This window comes from Pseudomonas sp. BN414 (assembly GCF_029871275.1).
GTDB classification, from domain to species: domain Bacteria; phylum Pseudomonadota; class Gammaproteobacteria; order Pseudomonadales; family Pseudomonadaceae; genus Metapseudomonas; species Metapseudomonas resinovorans_C.
In genome coordinates this window covers 33309-51750 of record NZ_SSOL01000079.1, presented here as the reverse complement: position 1 = coordinate 51750, position 18442 = coordinate 33309, and the positions used below count along the sequence as shown (strand labels likewise).

Here is an 18442-nt window from a genome sequence, read left to right as displayed (position 1 = left end):
TCGACCTCAAGCAATCATGGCAACGGCGAGCGGCAGCAGCACCGCTGTGGCGACACCCATGAGGCTCATCGCCAGGGCGGCGAACGCACCGCACTCCTCGCCTTCCTGCAAAGCCCGCGCGGTGCCCACGGCGTGAGCGGTGAGTCCCAGGGCCATGCCCTGTGCCGCCGGGTGACGTACACCGCAGCGGCGCAGCAGCTCCGGACCGAGAATGGCGCCGAGCACGCCGGTGATCAGCACGAACACCGCCGCCAGGGCCGCCACGCCGCCAAGCTGCTCGGCCACCAGCATGGCGATGGGCGAGGTCACCGACTTCGGCAACAGCGTCATCAGGACCATGCGCTCGGTGCCGAACCACCAGCCCAGTACAGCTACCGACAGCGTAGCGAAGAGCCCACCGAACACCAGTGTCAGCAGGGTCGGCCAGAACAGCTGGCGAATTCGCCGCAGGTTGAGGAAGAGCGGTACGGCCAGCGCGACAGTGGCCGGACCGAGGAAGACCGTCAGCAACTGCGTGCTCTGGCGGTACTCCTGGTAGGTGATACCGAAGGCCAGCAGCACACCGATCAGCAGCAGCATGGACAGCAGCACCGGCTGCAGGAATACCCAGCGGGTCTTCTCGTACGCCGCCAGGGCAAGTTGATAGGCCGCCAGGGTCATGCCGAAGCCGAACAGCGGGTGATGCACGATCGCTTGTATCGCGGCTTGCCAGTCGAGGCTCATGTGTCCTCCCGGCGATTTGCCTGTCGATCGATGAGCTTCTGCATCAGCCAGCCAGAGAAGAGGAAGGTCGCCAACAGGGACAGCACCAGCGCGCCGACGATGGCCCAGAAGTCCGCCCAGATGGCCTGCGCATACACCATCACGCCCACTGCCGGAGGCACCAGCAGCAGCGGCAGGTAGCGCAGCAGGCTGCTGGCGGCCAGGCTCAGCGGCTCGCTTACTTCGCCGCGCACCAGCAGATAGAGAAAGAGCAGCACCAGGCCGATGATGGGCCCGGGCAGCATGGACAGGAACAGGGCATTGAGCCCGCTACCGATCAGCTGGAACAGCACCAGCCAGGTCAGTCCGCGCAACAGCATGAAATTCTCCACGGGTCAGGTCCGGCCAGGCAGGGCCTCGGCCGGGACGGGGGCATTATAGGCTCGCCCGACGCCTCGCTATAACCCGCCATTCGCAGGGGGCATGGCGTCTTGACCCGACGGGTCCGGCATGATGATCTAAGCGCTGCATGCAAGACCGGGCTCACCCCCGAATCAATAAGAATTACAACACTGCATCCAAGGAGGATGACGTAATGGCGTTCGTACCAGTAGCGGAACTGAAGAACTACGTTGGCAAGGAACTCGGCCACTCGGACTGGATAAGCATCGACCAGAACCGCATCAACCAGTTCGCCGAATGCACCGAAGACCACCAGTTCATCCATGTCGACCCGGAGCGCGCCAAGCAGACGCCCTTCGGCTCCACCATCGCCCACGGCTTCCTCAGTCTGTCGCTGATTCCGAAGCTGATCGACGGCCTGCTGGTCCTGCCCGAAGGCGCGAAGATGGTGGTCAACTACGGCCTCGACAGCGTGCGTTTCATCCAGCCGGTCAAGGTCGACTCCCGTGTGCGCCTGGCCGTGAAGGTCATCGACGTCAACGAGAAGAACCCCGGCCAGTGGCTGATCAAGGCCCTTTGCACCCTGGAGATCGAAGGCCAGCAGAAGCCCGCGTACATCGCCGAGTCCCTCAGCCTCTGCTTCGTCTGAGCCGCTCCTCGCCGCCAAAAAAGCCCGCAATAGCGGGCTTTTTTGCGCCACACTGAAAGGCAGATGCCGATTAGGACAAGGACCCCGATGAAGCCGTTTCTGCCCCTCACCCTCGCCATCCTGCTCACAGCCTGCGGCGAGGGCGAACCCCTGACGCCGCCGGACGCGCGCCTGCCGGATGGTTCCCGCTATCGCGGTGAACTGGTCGATGGCCTGCTGCAGGGACCGGGCCGTCTCGACTACAACAACGGCACCTGGTTCGAAGGTCAGTTCAAGGATGGCCAGCCAGAGGGCCAGGGCGAATGGCATGGCCCCAGCGGCCTGGTCTACATCGGCGAATTCAAGGCGGGCCTGTTCCATGGCCAGGGCCGCCTCGCATACGGAAACGGCACTACCTACGAAGGCGGCTTCGCCCAGAACCAGTTCCACGGCGAAGGCACCCTGCGCCAGGGCGAGGTCACCTATCGCGGCCAGTTCCACAACGACAAATACCAGGGCTTCGGCATCCTCGAATGGACCGACGGCAGCAATTACCAGGGGCTCTTCAAGGCCGGCCAGCCAGAGGGCGAAGGCGTCCGCACCGATGAAGCCGGCAACCGTTTCAGCGGACGTTTCAAACGCGGCCAGCTGGTGGGCCAAGGAGCCTATCAGGGGCAGGACGGCTCCAGTTATATCGGTGAGTTCCGCAACAGCCTGTTCGACGGCAAGGGACGCTTCACCAGTGGTGACGACGATGTCTGGAGTGGCACCTTCAAGGAAGGCAACCTGGTTGGCCAGGGCGAATTCACCGGCGCCGACGGCAGCCACTACGTGGGGCACTTCCGGCACTGGCGCTACCAGGGCGAAGGCATCCTTTCGCTGGCCGACGGCAGCCGTTACCAGGGGAACTTCAGCGACGGGCTCTACAGCGGCACTGGCAGCCTGACGCGATCGGATGGCAAGCAGGAAACCGGCACCTGGCAGGACGGGGTCCGCATCCGCGACGAAAAGGGCAAGGCCCTGCCCGACCCACTGGAAATAGGCCTGCTGGCCCAGGGTCACCTGCTCGAGCAGGCCATCGATGCCCTGCCGGTCTCCACGCCGGAGGTGGAGCTTTACTCCATCACCCTCGCCGGCGACGGTCGCCAGAGCGTATTCCTGCGTGAAGCGGATTACGTCTCCAGACTCCTGGCCGAACGCTTCGGCGCCCACGGTCAGCTCACCCTGGTCAATCACCGCGAACACATGGCCGACCGCCCGCTGGCCACCCGCGAAAGCCTGTCCCGTGCCATCAAGGCCGTCGCCAGGCGCAGCGGCCCGGAAGACCTGGTGTTCATCTACCTCACCAGCCACGGCTCACCGACCCACGAACTGGCCCTGGAGCAACCTGGCCTTCAGTTGGGCCACCTGCCGGCACAGGAACTTGCGGACCTGCTCACCCCTCTCAAGGACAGGTACAAGGTGCTGGTGATCTCCGCCTGCTACTCCGGCGGATTCATTCCACCTCTCAAGGACGACAGAACCTTGATCATGACTGCGGCGCGTACCGATCGCGTCTCCTTCGGCTGCTCCGAAGAGAATGACTTCACCTATTTCGGCCGAGCGCTGTTCGCTGACGCCTTCAGCGAAACCGACGATCTGGAGCGCGCATTCGGCATCGCCCGGGAGAAAGTCGCCGAACGCGAGAAGGCCGACGACTTCGAGGCCTCGGAACCGCAGATCTGGGCGCCCAAGGGTGTCACCGCGCGCTGGCGTGCACTTCGCGAATACCAGGCGGAACAGGCCCTGACCGCACAGAGCGCCGAGGACCCCGACAAAACCGCTCTTAGTCACTAAGCTCAGTGTGTATCAGCGGAGAAACAGCATGCATTTGACGCCCCAGCCCATACTGCTCGCCGGCGCCACTGGATTGACCGGCGAGCACCTGCTCGACCGCCTGCTCAACGAACCCACGGTAGCCCGTGTCCTGGCCCCGACCCGGCGCCCGCTGGCTGAACACCCGCACCTGCTGAACCCCGTCGGTCCGCTGGCCGAACTGCTGCCGCAATTGGAGGGAAAGGTCGACGTCGCCTTCTGCTGCCTGGGTAGCACCATCCGCCAGGCCGGCTCCCAGGAAGCCTTCCGCGCAGTGGACCTGGACCTGGTCCTGGCGTTCGCCCAACGCGCCCGCGAACTGGGCGCCCGGCACTTCATCGTGATCAGCGCGCTGGGCGCCAACCGCGCATCCTCGATCTTCTACAACAAGGTCAAGGGCGAGATGGAAGAAGCCCTCAAGGCGATGGATTGGCCGCAACTGACCATTGCCCGCCCGTCGCTGCTGATCGGGCCACGCAGTGAGTTCCGCTTCGGCGAACGCCTCGCCGCAGCGTTCATGCGTTGGCTGCCGGGCAGGCTCCGCGGCATCGACGTCTGCACCCTGGCCCGCGCACTCTGGCGCCTGGCGCTGGAGGAGGAAGACGGCATCCGCATTATCGAGTCGGAAGACCTGCGCCGCCTCGGGCGCTGACCACGGCGGGAGCACACCCGCCAATGGCCGAAATCCCCGCGCCCTTGCGATTCGCCCCCTGCTAAGGTGGACGGCGTCCTTCGCCGGAGACAGCCAGCATGGGCTTCTATGATCGCCACATCCTGCCCCACCTGATCGACTTCGCCTGCGGCATGGGGCATGTGATGAAGACCCGTTCCCTGGTCGTGCCCCAGGCTGAAGGCCAGGTGCTGGAAATCGGCATTGGTACCGGGCTCAACCTTGCTTTCTACGATTCCGCCCGTGTCAGCCGCGTCACCGGCGTCGACCCCGCTGCGCAAATGCAGGCTCTGGCACGCCGACGCGCCGAGGCCATTGCGATCCCCGTGGACACCATCGCCCTGGAGCTCGGCGAGATCCAGGCTGCCGACGCCAGCTTCGACAGCATCGTCTGCACCTTCACCCTCTGCACCATTCCGGACGCAATCGCCGCCCTGCGTGAAATGCGTCGTGTACTCAAGCCCGGCGGACGCCTGCATTTCGCCGAACACGGCCTGGCGCCAGACCTGTCCGTGGTGCGCTGGCAGCACCGGCTCACCCCGTTGTGGAAACCGCTGGCCGGCGGCTGTCACCTCGACCGCGACATCCCGCGCCTGATCGAAACCGGCGGCTTCACCATTGGCGAGCTTCACAGCAGCTACCTGCCCGGCCCGAAACCGATGACGTTCGTCTACCGCGGCTGGGCGGATTGACGCCGGCTTGCGGCTGAACAAGGATTCGACCTTTACCCACAGGGATTGCCCCATGAGCCTCGAATCGGTCCGAGCCTTTTTCGCCGGGAAGGCGCCGGAAATCGACATCATCGAATTGCAGACCAGCACAGCCACTGTGGCCTTGGCAGCTGAAGCCCATGGCGTTGAGCCGGGCCGCATCGCCAAGACCCTGGCCTTTCGCGTCGGCGAGGATGCCGTGCTGGTGGTGGCGCGTGGCGACGCCCGCATCGACAACCGCAAGTTCAAGGAAACCTTCGGCGCCAAGGCCAAGATGCTGGATGCCGAAACGGTGGAAGCCCTGACCAGCCATCCAGTGGGCGGGGTTTGCCCGTTCGGGCTGGCCACCCCGCTGGCGGTCTATTGCGACCGCTCCCTGCAAGCCTTCGATGAAGTGGTGCCAGCGGCAGGTGCCGTGCACAGCGCAGTGCGCATCACCCCGGCCTACATGGCCGAACTGGTGGAAGCGAAATGGGTGGACGTCTGCCAGGAGCCGGCTTGAATCAGAGCGACAGCCCGCTCTGTTGTAGGGGCGAATTCATTCGCCAAGCAGACCGCAGGTCTGCCAATCGAAATCCATAGGGGCAGCTTCGCCGCCCTTGGCGAATGAATTCGCCCCTACAGGTTCAATACCCGCCCGTTACCCCCAGGCTCACACCCAACTCCGCCGCCACTGCGAAGGGCAGCAACAGCGTGTCCAGCAATGCACTGGCGGGCAGGTCCAGTGCCGGATAGGCCGGCGGCTCGACGCCGAAGCGGTCCGTGGGGCAGCAGCCGCCATGGAGCGAATACCAGTCCAGACGGGTGCCGGAATAGATGATCGGCGCGCCCGGCTTGGCGGCGTTCAGGGTCCCGACACTGGCGCAGCCTTGCAGGAGGCTCAGCGCCAGCGCGATAACGGCGAAGGGTTTAGTCATCGACGCCCTGATGGTGTTCGCCCCAACGCGGCAGCATGTCCTGGGGGATATCCAGAAGGTTGAGGATGCGCGCCACCACGAAGTCGACCAGGTCATCGATGGTCTGCGGCTGGTGATAGAAGCCCGGCGAGGCCGGCACGATCACCGCGCCGAGGTTGGACAGCTTGAGCATGTTCTCCAGGTGAATGCTGGAGTACGGCGCCTCGCGCGGCACCAGGATCAGCTGGCGGCGCTCCTTCAGGGTCACGTCGGCGGCGCGCTCGATCAGGTTGTTGCAGGCACCGGTGGCAATGGCCGAGAGCGTCCCGGTGGAACAGGGCACCACCACCATCGCCGCTGGCGCGCCGGAGCCGGAAGCCACTGGAGACATCCAGTCTTCCTTGCCATAGCAGCGAATCTGGCCCGGTGCGGCACCGGTGTACTCGCTGAGGAAGGCCTGCATGGACTGGGGCTTGGCCGGCAGGGTGACGTCGGTTTCAGTGGCCATCACCAACTGCGCCGCCTTCGAGATGAGGAAGTGCACCTCGCGGTCTTCCTGAATCAGGCAATCCAGCAGGCGCAGACCGTACTGGGCGCCGGAGGCGCCCGTCATTGCCAGGGTGATGCGGGACGGTCCGTTCATTGCCTCACTCCGCCAGGGCCGAAGCCAGCTTGCCGTGCAGGCCGCCGAAACCGCCGTTGCTCATGATCACCACCTGGGTGCCGGGCGCGGCGATGGCCTTCACCCCCTCGATGATGGACTCCAGGGACTCGCACACCTGGGTAGGCACAGTGGAGCCGGCAACGGTGGCCGCCAGATCCCAGCCAAGATTCGGCGGCGCGTACCAGAACACCTGATCGGCCAGCTTCACCGAGTCCGGCAAGCCATCGCGGTGGGCGCCGAGCTTCATGGAGTTGGAGCGCGGCTCGATCACTGCGATCACCGGGGCGTCGCCCACGCGCTTGCGCAGGCCGTCGAGGGTGGTGGCGATGGCAGTCGGGTGGTGGGCGAAATCGTCGTAGATGGTCACGCCATTCACTTCGGCCACCTTCTCCATGCGCCGCTTGACGCTCTTGAAGACCGACAGCGCAGCGACACCCAGCTCCGGAACCACGCCAACATGGCGGGCCGCAGCCAGGGTGGCGAGGGCATTGGCAACGTTGTGCTGGCCAGTCAGCTCCCAGTCCACGGTGCCGGCGACCTGGCCTTCGAACAGCACGTCGAAACGCGAGCCGTCTTCGGCCAGCAGGCGAGCCTGCCATTGACCGCCTTCACCGGTGGTCTGCACCGGGGTCCAGCAACCCATGTCCAGCACACGCTTGAGCGCGGTTTCGGACGTCGGATGGATGACCAGGCCCTCGCCGGGAATGGTCCGTACCAGATGATGGAATTGGCGCTCGATGGCGGCGAGGTCGGGGAAGATATCCGCGTGATCGAACTCGAGGTTATTGAGGATGGCGGTGCGTGGGCGGTAGTGGACGAACTTGGAGCGCTTATCGAAGAAGGCGCTGTCGTACTCGTCAGCTTCCACCACGAAGAAAGGCGTGCCGCCCAGGCGTGCGGAGACACCGAAATTCTGCGGAACGCCGCCGATCAGGAAGCCCGGGCTCATGCCGGCATGCTCCAGCACCCAGGCCAGCATGCTGGTGGTGGTGGTCTTGCCGTGGGTACCGGCGACCGCGAGTACCCACCGCCCCTGCAGCACATGGTCGGCCAGCCACTGCGGGCCGGAGACATAGGGCAGGCCCTTGTTCAGCACGTACTCGACGGCGGGATTGCCACGGGACAAGGCATTACCGACGACCACCAGGTCTGGAGCGGGCTCCAGATGGGCCGGCTCGTACCCCTGCATCAGCTCGATTCCCTGGGCTTCCAGCTGGGTGCTCATGGGCGGGTAGACGTTGGCGTCGGAGCCGGTGACACGGTGGCCAAGTTCCTTGGCCAGCACCGCCAGCGAACCCATGAAGGTGCCGCAGATGCCGAGGATGTGGATATGCATGGATGACCTCTGAAACGGGCCGCCCCGGCCCGGAAAAAACTTGTCGCAGGTTAGCACAGCGGCCCCTCTGGGAGCCCCAGGAGACTGGTGTAGGGGCGAATTCATTCGCCAAGCAGGCCGAAGGCGTGCCATGGGTATCCCTGGGGACCGCTACGCGGTCCTTGGCGAATGAATTCGCCCCTACAAGGGGGTGTTCGCTAAGAATAAATGTTGAGAATTGACCCCCTGATTTTATTGGGGTTCAAAGAAGCGCAACTGTCAGCATCAGGAAATATATTTTGAGAATCCTGCTTTCTACGCGCATTGAAAGACCAAAATTTGGGGAATATATTTTGAGACGAGTCGACCGAGATGCTTAGCGAAGCCAACTTACTCTTGACTGTCGGTGGCACGATCCTCAGCAGGGTGTTACTCGGCTCAATCCTTACCCCCGATCAAGCGACCTACTCTGACTACTCTCAGTGATATCGGGCGCTCGTCCCCCCAGTTACCGCACCAATTCCGTTGATCCACAAGCGGCGAATTCGTCAGGTGCGTGACCGTGACCTGTTGGATCAGCGTGTGCTGCTCCAACTGCCGGTGCGCCGCGTCGACTGCCTGGATTGTGGGCGGGTGACCGAACGGATTGACTGGTTGGCGCCAGCCTCCCACCTGACCCAGCGCTTGCGCGTCTGGCTCGAGGGCTTGCTGCAACTGTTGCCGATCAGCCACGTCAGCCGCCTCACCGGCCTGCACTGGCACACCCTCAAGACCCTCGACCAGCGCCGCCTGGAAGCCTCGGTTGGCGCGTTTGAGCCAGGCGAGGTGCGTCGGCTGGTGATGGACGAGTTCGCCCTGCACAAAGGCCATCGCTACGCCACGGTGATCATGGATGCCGAGCGCACGCGGGTGCTGTGGGTGGGGCACGGCAACAGCCGTGAGGCGATCCGCCCGTTCTTCGAATTACTCGGCGAGCACTGCCAGCAGATTGAGGCGGTGGCCATGGACATGAACACCGCTTTCGACCTGGAAGTGCGGCAGCACTGCCCGCAGGCCGAAGTGGTATACGACCTGTTTCATGTGGTGGCGCGCTACGGTCGTGACGTGATCGACCGTATCCGGGTCGACCAGGCCAACCTCCTGCGCGAAGACAAACCGGCGCGCAAGGTGGTCAAGCAAAGTCGCTGGTTGTTGCTGCGCAATCGCGAAAACCTCAAGGACGGGCAAGCCGTGCAGTTACAGGAACTGCTCGCGGCCAACCAGCCGCTGGCCACGGTCTATGTGCTCAAGGATGCTCTGAAGGAAGTCTGGTACGCCCCCAGCGTGCGGGAAGGCTGGCGGCGCTGGCGGGCCTGGCTGCGACATGCCCAGGACAGCGGCCTTGCACCGCTACAGCGCTTTGCCCGCAACCTGTGCAAATACGCTCGGGGCATCCTCGCCAGTGCTCGTTTTCCCTGCACACCAGTGTGCTGGAGGGGGTGAACAACCGCATCAAGGTGATCAAGCGGATGGCCTATGGCTTCCGGGACTCGGCCTACTTCTTCCTGAAAATCAAGGCCGCCTTCCCCGGGAAAGCGCGATGAATCAAATAAAAGTGAAGGCAACCGCTAGCTTGGCCTCCCGAAATGCCCATGCCAGAGCCGCTTCAGGAGATTGGGAAATGTGAGAAATGACTGGGGACAATCAATCTTCCTGCCAATAGCGCGAAGCGAGTCCGAAGAGCTTCGACAAAGAATCGAAGAAAAGCGCTTATCAACGCTTCGGCCATGGGAGGTGGCCGGAGAGCTCTTCGAGCAAACCATCATCCTCATGAGCTTGGCGACGCTCATTCGAAGCCGGACGTACGACAAACGCCTCAAACGTCAGAACCGAGATCGTCTGCTTGGCCGGGGAGTAGTAGGTCGCTTGCTCGTAGCACGCGAAATTCTGCGCGCTCTCGGAACTGCTCCAGTCCGAACCTTCCAGTTCGGCGGTAAACGTTTCGTTGGAGTCCGCCTTTATCGCTTGGGCGGCAGCAGACCTCCGTGGCAAGGCGATGTCCTTCTGGATCCACAGTCTGGCGTCTCTCAGCGCCCTCGAGGTGATCGAGTACTGAACGACGCCTTCCTCTGCGACCACAAACGCGAGGTGTTCGCTTGAGGCCTGTGCGAGCCGAGATGCGACGCATGCCCAGGAGGCTTGGAAGATCCTGGCAAGCTTCGCAATGCTTTCCAGGGTGAATTCATACTCCTCGGCCATGGGCTGAATCAGTTGCCAGGGTACAAGGCATTCCGCTGCGAAGATGTCGCACAGGACTTCCTCGGATGGTCTGCCCTTGTAGCGCTCCAGTTCATTTGAGGGGAGTGTCTCACCGTGCTTCGACGGCAACTTCAGCACGTCGTGCGCGATCTCATGGAGAATGGTGAAGCGCTGTCTACTCGGCCCATCATTCTGGTTCACCAGGATGTATTTCTTTCCGCGCCGCTCGAACGTGCTTCCAGCTTCACCGGGAGGTAAGTCTTGGCGCGATACTTGATAGCCCAGCGACAGGGCGAGAGCCTCCACGTCTACTGGAGCTTCCGTGATACCCGCCTTTTTCAGGAGCTGCCTTGCACGTGAGATTGCGGTGTTTTCATCCATGAAGTGGCTGCTCTACATCTGTTGAATGAGTGCGATACGTTTGAGCCAAGCCTCTTGGGTGTTGGGTCGCTCACCCCTGAAGCTCATGGTGGCCACATCCTCGAAATCTTCCCATGGGATGTCCATGCGCGTGAGCATGAGCTCGTAGAGAGAGTCCTCGATGCTCACTGACTTGGCCAGCAAACGGAACACGTCGATCTCTCTATCCCCAAGCTCCAATGCGGAGGCAAGGCGAGTCACGGTCTCCTCGGATGGGGCCGCTCGGTCCCCCTTCTCAAGGCGCCAGATGTACGCGTGATCCAAGTCGCCTGCACGTCGCTCCAGGTCCCTGAAGCTCAACTCTTTTCGTTCACGCATCGTTGCGATGAACCCTGCTAGATCCATTTTTTCCTCAGCCTATTGCAATGCCCAAACCATGGGGCGTAGTCTGTTGTCTAGCCAGACAACAGCCAGCGATTCATGGGTTCATGATAAGCGGCTTTTTTTTGAAGTCCATCGTTGTCTGGCCAGGCAACGGCCGTCGGCCGTTTTTTTAGGGCACCACCGTTGTCTGACCAGACAACACGGTCCCGATGTCGGCCCCTTGGGCCTGCGCAGTTCGACACCATCGAGGATGGCGCTATGACAGAGATGCATGATGTAGACGTAGAGGATGTCGGCTCGGCCGTTGCGGCGGGTCGTGAAGTACGCGAGCACGGGCCGTATCGGGTACAGGTGGGGGACCACAACCTCCACTACCGCCCGGTCGTTATCTCGGACCCCGTGCCGACTGGCAATCAAGTTCTGGAGGCAGCCGGCCTCTCCCCGATGGGTGACTACTTGCTCTACCAGGTCTTGAGCAATGGCTTGCTGGAGAGCATCAGCCCCACCGAGACGACGGATCTGCGCAAGGCCGGGATTGAGAAGTTCCTGGCTTTCCAGAGCGACCGTTCCTTCCGCTTGTTCATCAACGATCGTGCTCAGGATTGGGGTGGCCAGTACATCTCCGGTCGCACGCTGAAAAAACTCGCAGGCGTTGATCCGCTGACCCACGACGTATTCCTGGTGGTCGTTGGCGGCGAAGACGATCTGATCGGAGACCGCGACTTGTTCGACCTGGCCCGTCCGGGTGCTGAACACTTTGCGACCCTCGGGATCAGCATCCAGGTGTACGTGAACACCCAGCCCAAGATCGTCCACACGCGGTCGCTGAGTTACTGGGATGTCGTTCATCTGGAGTACCCCGATGCTGTGCCGGGGCCCTCGGCGTACTACACGGTGACCTACTCCAAGGGACCGCACGCAAACCCGTCGGGCAACCTGCTCGAAGGCCAAAACGTTCAAGTCAAAAAAGGGATGATCTTCAATGTCACTCTCACTGATAAGTCGTAGTCCGCACCTGCAGCGTCTGCGTAACGAAGGGTACGATCTGGAAGTCAACTCGGGTTTCCTCCTCGTTCGCGACGTCCCTTACGTCGATGCTCAGCGTCAGGTCCAGCGTGGCATCCTGGTCATGAAGCTCGATCTCACCGCGGATGTCGCTGAGCGGCCGGGTGATCACACGGCCTATTTCCTCGGAGACTGCCCTTGCGATACGCAAGGGCAGCAGATCGAGCAGATTCTCAACAGGAGCCAAACTGAGCAACTGGCACCTGGCCTGACGTCGAATCACTTCTTCTCGGCCAAGCCGCGCTCTGGCGCGTACGCGGACTACTACGAGAAGGTAACGCTGTACGTCACTCTGATCAGCGGGCCAGCGACTGTGCTTCAGCCTGGCGTGACGGCGCAGACCTTCGCACCGATCAGGGCGCAATTCGAGGAATCGGTCTTCACCTATCTCGATACGGCGTCCGCGCGAGCTGAAATCGTCATGCCGATGGAGAAATTCAAGGGCCTGAGGATCGCTCTGGTTGGTCTGGGTGGAACCGGGGCTTACATCCTGGATCTCGTGTCGAAAACGCCGGTGGCGGAAATCCATCTTTTCGATGGTGACGTGCTCCATCAGCACAACGCGTTTCGTTATCCGGGGGCTGTCCCTTTCGCGAAGCTCGAGCATGCACCACTGAAGGTCGAATACCTTCGCGAGGTGTATAGCCACCTGCACACCGGCATCGTTGCTCACCCCTGCATGATCACTACAGACAACGTCAGCGAGCTTCGTTCTTTCGACTACGTCTTCTTGAGTGTCGATCGGACCGATGTGCGTGAAACAGTGGTGAAAGAGCTGCGGGGCACGTCCACGTCTTTGCTCGACGTTGGTATGGGTGTTCATCTGGTAAGGGGTACCCAACAGATCTGGGGCGTCTGCCGAGTGACCACGCTCACTGCGGACTACCACGATCACGCTGCGCGGACGTTACCCCTGGGTGAGGCTGAGGGCGATGGGCTCTACCGCTCCAACATCCAAATCGCAGACCTCAACTCCCTCAATGCAGCTATGGCGGTTGGGATGTGGAAACGGCTTTGTGGCTTCTACGCGGATAATTCCCGGGCGAACCACTTCACCTTCACGACCAACAGCAATGAGATGGCCAACAGCGAGGGGGAGGAGGAATGACTGTTCGACAGCTCACCCCTCACTTTGTCGAGCGGTTCCCCGAGCAGCTCCAGCCGGGTGTTCTTTACCTGGCTATGGAGTTCGTCAGTGCGGCGCACTCCTGCGCCTGTGGCTGTGGTCGCAAGGTGATCACACCGTTCTCACCAACGGACTGGCAGATGGTGTTTGACGGGGAGACCGTGTCGTTGAGGCCATCTATTGGCAATTGGAGCTTTCCTTGTCGATCCCATTACTGGATTCGCTCGAACCGCATTGAGTGGGCCGCCGCGATGTCTCAGGTTTCGATTGAGCGGGGACGGGAAAGGGACGTTCACGCAAAGGCTCTGCATGCCGCCGCGAAGAAAGCAGATGATCAAGCTGAACAGAGGCCGGTGGACCAGCAACTCCCAGCATCAGGGAAAGCGCCCGCTTCAGTCGCCGAGGCATGGGGGAAATTCAAGGCTTGGTTGAACCTTTGACGAGCCTAAAAGTGGCAGAAGCACCGTACGTAAAACTGCAGCATCCAAAAGCCTTTTTCGCCGTTCCGTTCAGTAACAGACGTCGTGAAATGCAAACGCTGGCGGCTGACCGCTCTGGTCACGAACGGAGCTTATAGAGACACTTTGGGCTTAGTGATGCCTGAGCAGTCGCATCGCTAAGAGGCGGGAGGCCGCGAGGGATCTCACCATTGATCACAATGGTCGGCCTACGCTGCACCTTTACGCGCGGAAAACGACAGGCTGCCATTCCTATTTTTGGATTCGAGCCGGGAAAACCTAATGGTGCCAAGCACATTGATCCCACGAGCCGGAATGTAGAAGACCCGGTGCTGACGCACCTCGAGGCCTGCTCACTTAAAGTGTCGTGATCGCTGCAGAATGCGCGCCAGAAGGGTTGCTTCGATCGACGACCTCTTCGGCGTAGGGAACGAGACCACTTTATTGGGGCCAAGGGACATAACAGCCAAAGGCTCGATCAAGCTCGGCCTGGGCAAGCAGGGCTGCTCTCGAAACTCGACCTGCTCAAAGCAAAACGCCAGTTGCATTTCGACCTCGGCGACACGAGCTTCTTCCAGATCTTTCACGTGGACGCCTCCTCTGTAACTCGTCGCCGCTCAAATGCCGCGGGAGTTTAGTGCTTGGACAACGAGCGCTTCAAGGGTCGGTAGAGCTTCCATTGTGATCGAGGCGACAGGATGCGCATCGCGCGTGTACATCTTCCCACTGCTGTCTTTTCGACCACTGGGGTGTGCCGAGAAAAACCGCAGGAAACGGGATGGTGCCACACCGTCAAACGGCATCACTCTCACCTTGTCTGTATCGCTTTCGTTTTCAGTTATAGCATCCTCATGGAGCTTGGTAGCTAGACTCTTGCGATACGGTTCTAGGAAATAGACCTCCCGTACACCAGCCGCGACCAAATGCCGTGCGCATGAGTGGCAAGGGTAAGTGGTGACGTACAGTTTCCCGTCTCGAATCTTTCCACCATCAGTCGCCCCTGCGTTGAGCAAGGCGTGCATCTCGGCGTGAACGGCGCGTGAGAATTCAATGAGGCTCTTTAGCTGGGATTTTTTCCGAATTACGGTGAAGGCTGCTTCCTTCTGGGATTCAGCAATGAGCCCCTCCTTGATCAGCAAGTCAACGATGACATCCGAAATGACCTTCTTCTCCTGATCGTTTGAGCAGAGACCGCCGTTGAGATTCCAGCATCGACGATCCTCGTCGGGCGAGCTGCCATACGCCTCAGTCTGGTAAAGACCACCGAAAGCTTTCGGTACGTCGTTCCATCCGGTTGCGAGAATTTCTCCTTCGGAACTGGTGATTGCAGCCCCAACCTGCCTTGAAAGGCACGCTGAATTGCGTGCGGCAGAGAACGCGGCGTACATGGCTCGCTCATTCAGCGTGGGAGTCGCTATGACCGTTCCAAGCATGAGGTCAAGGAATCGCTTAACCCGCCCTCTTCGGTGTGTATCTGTAGTCTTATCGACTCGCAAGAAAAAGTCGGCTTGGGGGAATGTGTCTTCGACCCGTTGACCGTAATCGACCTCCTCTCCGGAGTCCCGATCAATCAAGGCATGAATCTGATCTTCCGGCCCTTTAATGCGCTCAAGCCTAGTGATACGAAGCTCTATGGGTGAGTAGACGCCGACCACGTGCAGCATATCGCCGTAGACGGAGCGCAGCAGGCGAAGCTCATCAATATGCTTTACCGAATCGATGATGTGGCAATACCGCGGAGTTACCTTCGGAACAATTGCACCTTCTTGGTCATCAAAAAGGTCCGGCTCTCTACGGTCCTCCGCCTCCTTTTGGGCAGCTTCCCGCGCTAGGGTGATCTTCCTGATAGCAAATCGAGCAAGAATTTCATTCCCATACTGCTGCCGCAGCTGATTTCCCGCTTCGATCAACTTAAGGATCGATCGCTCCACAGGAGGTTTGGTATGGGCCCTAATTTCATCGCTGAGCTTGATGATGTTGACTTCTTGGTAGCCGTAATCGGTCCCGGTAAGCAGCGACTGGAACGTCTCTGCCACTTCGTGGAGTGGCGTTCCCATCGGTCCACACAACGCAATCACGACTTCTGGCGTGATCGTTTTGCGAATGGCTCCAACATCGTCGAAATGTCCGCTGTCGTCACTATTGGCCGAGGCGACTAGTCGAAAATCTGGAGCTGCCATAACGATCCCTGTCTGTTTTGTGGGGCAATGTAGATGATCGCACTATGACATTGGTCCGAATAGCCTGGGAAGTATTCGCTCCGACGAGATTGCTGATGGGATGGGTGAGATGGGGCTACTCCTAGTCGCCCCAGGCAACAAGATCGCCCTTATGTGCCCGGAAGCAAGGCGATGCGGTGAGGTACACATCGCCGGCAGAACTCACCTGGATTGCTGGCCCGTCAGTGCTGCCTCTCATGCTCCTGGCTTGAGACTAGAGCGCTTCTGGTCGTTACTGGCGGGATCGAGAAGGACGGGAGATCCGTCCCTTTCTGGACGTGTAGATGAGGTTCGTCGAGCGTTGTTCATCGTGCTGCGCGCTGCCAGTGCGGAGGTGGTTCGTGACCTGAAGGCCGATTACCAGTTGCTTCGTAAGTTGGGAGATTTAGGTGGAGACGTTGCGGGCTTCCGCTGGTTGCTGCGCGATTTGTCCATGGACAGGGAGTCTGTGACTACCGAGGAAGGGCGACGCGCTACCGCGGCCATGCTTTTTGACCGGCTACGGCCCCTGCTGCCGGAGAACATGACTGTGGATGCGTTCACGGCATTGCCGGTTCTCTTGGAGCCGGACGCCCCTCCTGCTTCGGAGGAGCAGCATACTTTCTGCAGGGTTGAGCGGCATGGTCGCCGACTCGACATCCAAGTTGGCAGTCTCGCCTCGATGAAAGGCGAAACTCACGTGGCCACCCTCGTACTTGAGTCTCTGGGCCATCCGAACCGGCGTTTCGATATGGAAGTAGCTTTGCCGGTGAGTGCAGGGCTCAGCGCACGAGCAGCGAGGATGCCTGAAAGCCAGTTATCTCAGTTCTGGAATCTGTACGTCGGCATGTCACGTCCGACTAGTTTCCTCTGCTTAGCCGTGAATGCAGAACGAGTAACCGAAGAGTGCAAGGCAGCGCTGATCGGGCTAGGCTGGAACATCATCCATCTGACCTGAACCGTAGAGAGATCGATATAAAGCGATCACCTGCAATTTAGGCCGCCATGGTGTAAACATAAGTCTCTGCCCATTGCCAGGCCCCGTCATAAACCGTGAGATAGCTAATTTGCGCTGGCATTGGCGGGTTCCTTGAACTGGACAATGCTCTTCCAGCCGGCTTGGATTGCAGGCCATCATCACGGGCTACTTTCGGCCAAAAGCGGACGGCCCCATGCCCAGCAAATGATGTCGGATTAAAGGCATGGTGATAGGGACGTCACCTGGTAGCGCGGGGTGAGATCGAATCCATCGGACAGCCAGTGGTGGCCTATAGTCCTTTCAATAGCTGGCCCGCTTCCGAGAACTTGCACTGCTTTCAGCTAGCGCCGGTCAGCTGGTTCATAGCTGATTCCCGCTAGAGGTGTGAGATGGCAAGCCCCATTCAAAGCACCAAGCCTTGGGCCAGAGGGTATTTTGACCGGATGGGGTGTCGTTGGTCCTTCTGGTTGCTGCAATGCCTGCTTCTGATGTCAGCCGGACAGCCCTTTACCTTGGCCCAACAGTCATCGGAACCAAGCACACGCGCCGGCATGCTCATCTGGCCCGAAGCCAGACGGGTGGAGGATTTCCGCTTCATTGATGGCGGGGGGAAGCCACTCAGCCTGGCTGACTTCCGCGGCAAGGTGGTTCTGCTCAACCTGTGGGCCACCTGGTGCGTCCCCTGCCGTCAGGAAATGCCGACCTTGGATCGCCTTCAAGCAAAGCTGGGCGGCAGCGACTTCCAGGTGGTGGCGCTCTCGCTCGATCAAGGCGGGTTGCCGGTAGTGCGGGACTTTTACCGAGAGATTGGTATCCAGCACCTCCCGGTCTACCTCGATGAGCACATGCAAGCCATCCAAAGCCTCGGCGCCTTCGGCTTGCCAGTCACCCTGCTGCTGGACCGCGAGGGACGAGAAATCGGCCGTAAAGCCGGTGCGGCCGAGTGGGACAGCCCGGAGGTCATTGAGTTTGTGCAGGAAGTGATGGCCAGCACAGCGAGGAAATAGTCTGCGATGAGCCTTAGCGACATCGGCATCCTCAGCGCGTTTGCCGCGGGAATGATCTCGTTCCTGTCGCCCTGTGTGCTGCCCTTGGTACCCGGCTATATGTCCTTCATCGCCGGCCGCTCGGTGGACGAACTGCAGGTCCTGGAAAGCCGCCGGGAGCGGCTTGCGGTGATCGGCATGAGCCTGAGCTTCGTGCTGGGCTTTTCCACCATCTTCATTGCGCTGGGGGCCAGCGCCACTGCCATCAGCCAGCTGCTGATCGCCTATAGGCAGGAAACCAACCTGGTTGGCGGCATCATCGTGATTGCCTTCGGCCTGTTCATCACCGGTCTGATCAACCCGCGTTGGCTGAACATGGACGTGCGCTTCGTCCACCAGCTTAAGTCCAGCGGAGGACCACTGGCCGCCTATGTGTTGGGCGTGGCGTTCGCCTTTGGCTGGACACCCTGTATCGGCCCGATCCTGGGCAGCATCCTGACGCTGAGTGCCGCCACGGGCCGTACCGGCGCCAGTGGTGTCGCTCTGCTGTCGATTTACTCGCTCGGCCTGGGTCTCCCGTTTCTGCTGACCGCCTGGTTCACCAACCACTTCCTTGCCCACATGAAGCGCCTGCGCCGTTGGAGCCGGATCATTCACATAGGGGCTGGCGTCATCCTGATTTTCATGGGAGCGGCCATGGTCACGGGTCAGCTGACCGACTTTGCCTGGTGGCTGCTGGAGGTGTTTCCCATCCTCGGCAGGATCGGCTAGCTAGCGGTACTCCCCTAGAGAATTTGGCGCGTTCGA

The 18442-nt window shown here is 60.8% G+C and carries 20 protein-coding genes and 1 pseudogene; 12 read left to right on the top strand and 9 right to left on the bottom strand.

All coding sequences use genetic code 11. The annotated features are described in order from the left end of the window. Positions 1 to 6: 6 nt before the first annotated feature. Both E8E95_RS28050 and E8E95_RS28045 read right to left on the bottom strand, forming a co-directional pair. On the bottom strand, positions 7 to 723 hold the full coding sequence (locus E8E95_RS28050; protein ID WP_179061048.1) for an LrgB family protein: 717 nt from the start codon (positions 721 to 723) through the stop codon (positions 7 to 9). After that, positions 720 to 1082 (bottom strand): CidA/LrgA family protein, encoded by a 363-nt coding sequence (locus E8E95_RS28045; protein WP_280355547.1) that lies wholly within the window; start codon positions 1080 to 1082, stop codon positions 720 to 722. Before E8E95_RS28045 ends, E8E95_RS28050 begins: the two co-directional genes overlap by 4 nt. 215 nt (positions 1083 to 1297) lie before the next feature. Between E8E95_RS28045 and E8E95_RS28040 the strand changes: the two genes are divergently transcribed. The 5 genes from E8E95_RS28040 to E8E95_RS28020 all read left to right on the top strand — a co-directional run bounded on the left by E8E95_RS28040 (position 1298) and on the right by E8E95_RS28020 (position 5468). Next, positions 1298 to 1753: a MaoC family dehydratase gene (locus E8E95_RS28040; RefSeq protein WP_077525225.1), complete on the top strand. Its 456-nt coding sequence runs from the start codon at positions 1298 to 1300 to the stop codon at positions 1751 to 1753. Positions 1754 to 1840: 87 nt separating this feature from the next. After that, the gene (locus tag E8E95_RS28035) at positions 1841 to 3568 is read left to right on the top strand and encodes a C13 family peptidase (RefSeq protein ID WP_280355545.1); all 1728 of its coding nucleotides are present in this window, start codon (positions 1841 to 1843) and stop codon (positions 3566 to 3568) included. Between the two features lie 28 nt (positions 3569 to 3596). After that, positions 3597 to 4238, top strand: coding sequence for an oxidoreductase (locus tag E8E95_RS28030; RefSeq protein WP_280355543.1), 642 nt, complete (start codon positions 3597 to 3599; stop codon positions 4236 to 4238). A gap of 98 nt (positions 4239 to 4336) precedes the next feature. Next, positions 4337 to 4948: a class I SAM-dependent methyltransferase gene (locus E8E95_RS28025; RefSeq protein WP_280355541.1), complete on the top strand. Its 612-nt coding sequence runs from the start codon at positions 4337 to 4339 to the stop codon at positions 4946 to 4948. A 52-nt stretch (positions 4949 to 5000) separates the two neighbouring features. Continuing rightward, the gene (locus tag E8E95_RS28020; protein ID WP_280355540.1) at positions 5001 to 5468 is read left to right on the top strand and encodes a YbaK/EbsC family protein; all 468 of its coding nucleotides are present in this window, start codon (positions 5001 to 5003) and stop codon (positions 5466 to 5468) included. A 124-nt stretch (positions 5469 to 5592) separates the two neighbouring features. On the opposite strand, the gene E8E95_RS28015 is transcribed toward E8E95_RS28020, so the two are convergent. The 3 genes from E8E95_RS28015 to mpl are packed head-to-tail and all read right to left on the bottom strand — an operon-like array spanning position 5593 to position 7862. After that, a complete protein-coding gene (locus E8E95_RS28015) occupies positions 5593 to 5883 on the bottom strand; it encodes a YceK/YidQ family lipoprotein (RefSeq protein ID WP_280355538.1) in 291 nt (96 codons plus the stop codon). Beyond that, positions 5876 to 6505 (bottom strand): flavin prenyltransferase UbiX, encoded by a 630-nt coding sequence (gene ubiX, locus E8E95_RS28010; protein ID WP_077525231.1) that lies wholly within the window; start codon positions 6503 to 6505, stop codon positions 5876 to 5878. Before ubiX ends, E8E95_RS28015 begins: the two co-directional genes overlap by 8 nt. A 4-nt stretch (positions 6506 to 6509) precedes the next feature. After that, entirely contained in the window at positions 6510 to 7862 is a 1353-nt protein-coding gene (mpl, locus tag E8E95_RS28005) for a UDP-N-acetylmuramate:L-alanyl-gamma-D-glutamyl-meso-diaminopimelate ligase (RefSeq protein WP_280355536.1), read from the bottom strand. 495 nt (positions 7863 to 8357) lie between these two features. On the opposite strand from mpl, the pseudogene E8E95_RS28000 reads away from it, so the two are divergent. Further along, positions 8358 to 9424: pseudogene (locus E8E95_RS28000) on the top strand (ISL3 family transposase); the annotation flags it as partial. 169 nt (positions 9425 to 9593) lie between these two features. Here E8E95_RS28000 and E8E95_RS27995 read toward each other — a convergent pair. Together E8E95_RS27995 and E8E95_RS27990 are read right to left on the bottom strand one after the other, a co-directional pair. Beyond that, positions 9594 to 10460, bottom strand: coding sequence for an ImmA/IrrE family metallo-endopeptidase (locus tag E8E95_RS27995; protein WP_280355534.1), 867 nt, complete (start codon positions 10458 to 10460; stop codon positions 9594 to 9596). A 12-nt stretch (positions 10461 to 10472) separates the two neighbouring features. Beyond that, entirely contained in the window at positions 10473 to 10844 is a 372-nt protein-coding gene (locus tag E8E95_RS27990) for a helix-turn-helix transcriptional regulator (protein WP_280355532.1), read from the bottom strand. A gap of 237 nt (positions 10845 to 11081) precedes the next feature. Here E8E95_RS27990 and E8E95_RS27985 point away from each other — a divergent pair, with 237 nt between their 5' ends. From E8E95_RS27985 to E8E95_RS27975, 3 genes are read left to right on the top strand one after another with little or no spacing between them, the layout of a single operon-like run. Further along, positions 11082 to 11831 carry a multiubiquitin domain-containing protein gene (locus E8E95_RS27985; RefSeq protein WP_280355529.1) on the top strand — a complete coding sequence of 250 codons (750 nt, stop codon included), beginning with the start codon at positions 11082 to 11084 and terminating at the stop codon, positions 11829 to 11831. Further along, positions 11806 to 12996: a ThiF family adenylyltransferase gene (locus E8E95_RS27980; protein WP_280355527.1), complete on the top strand. Its 1191-nt coding sequence runs from the start codon at positions 11806 to 11808 to the stop codon at positions 12994 to 12996. The genes E8E95_RS27985 and E8E95_RS27980 overlap by 26 nt, the downstream gene beginning before the upstream one ends. Next, a complete protein-coding gene (locus E8E95_RS27975; protein ID WP_280355525.1) occupies positions 12993 to 13454 on the top strand; it encodes a DUF6527 family protein in 462 nt (153 codons plus the stop codon). Before E8E95_RS27980 ends, E8E95_RS27975 begins: the two co-directional genes overlap by 4 nt. Before the next feature lie 371 nt (positions 13455 to 13825). Here the strand turns inward: E8E95_RS27975 and E8E95_RS27970 are convergent, their stop codons facing one another. Together E8E95_RS27970 and E8E95_RS27965 are read right to left on the bottom strand one after the other, a co-directional pair. Continuing rightward, complete coding sequence (locus tag E8E95_RS27970; protein ID WP_280355523.1) at positions 13826 to 14059, bottom strand: hypothetical protein; 234 nt, start codon at positions 14057 to 14059, stop codon at positions 13826 to 13828. Between the two features lie 30 nt (positions 14060 to 14089). Further along, positions 14090 to 15652: an anti-phage dCTP deaminase gene (locus tag E8E95_RS27965; protein WP_280355521.1), complete on the bottom strand. Its 1563-nt coding sequence runs from the start codon at positions 15650 to 15652 to the stop codon at positions 14090 to 14092. Positions 15653 to 15992: 340 nt separating this feature from the next. Between E8E95_RS27965 and E8E95_RS27960 the strand changes: the two genes are divergently transcribed. The 3 genes from E8E95_RS27960 to E8E95_RS27950 all read left to right on the top strand — a co-directional run bounded on the left by E8E95_RS27960 (position 15993) and on the right by E8E95_RS27950 (position 18406). Next, a complete protein-coding gene (locus E8E95_RS27960) occupies positions 15993 to 16628 on the top strand; it encodes a hypothetical protein (RefSeq protein ID WP_280355519.1) in 636 nt (211 codons plus the stop codon). 572 nt (positions 16629 to 17200) lie between these two features. Then, a complete protein-coding gene (locus E8E95_RS27955; RefSeq protein WP_280355517.1) occupies positions 17201 to 17656 on the top strand; it encodes a TlpA disulfide reductase family protein in 456 nt (151 codons plus the stop codon). A gap of 6 nt (positions 17657 to 17662) precedes the next feature. Next, complete coding sequence (locus tag E8E95_RS27950) at positions 17663 to 18406, top strand: cytochrome c biogenesis protein CcdA (RefSeq protein ID WP_280355515.1); 744 nt, start codon at positions 17663 to 17665, stop codon at positions 18404 to 18406. Positions 18407 to 18442: the final 36 nt, after the last annotated feature.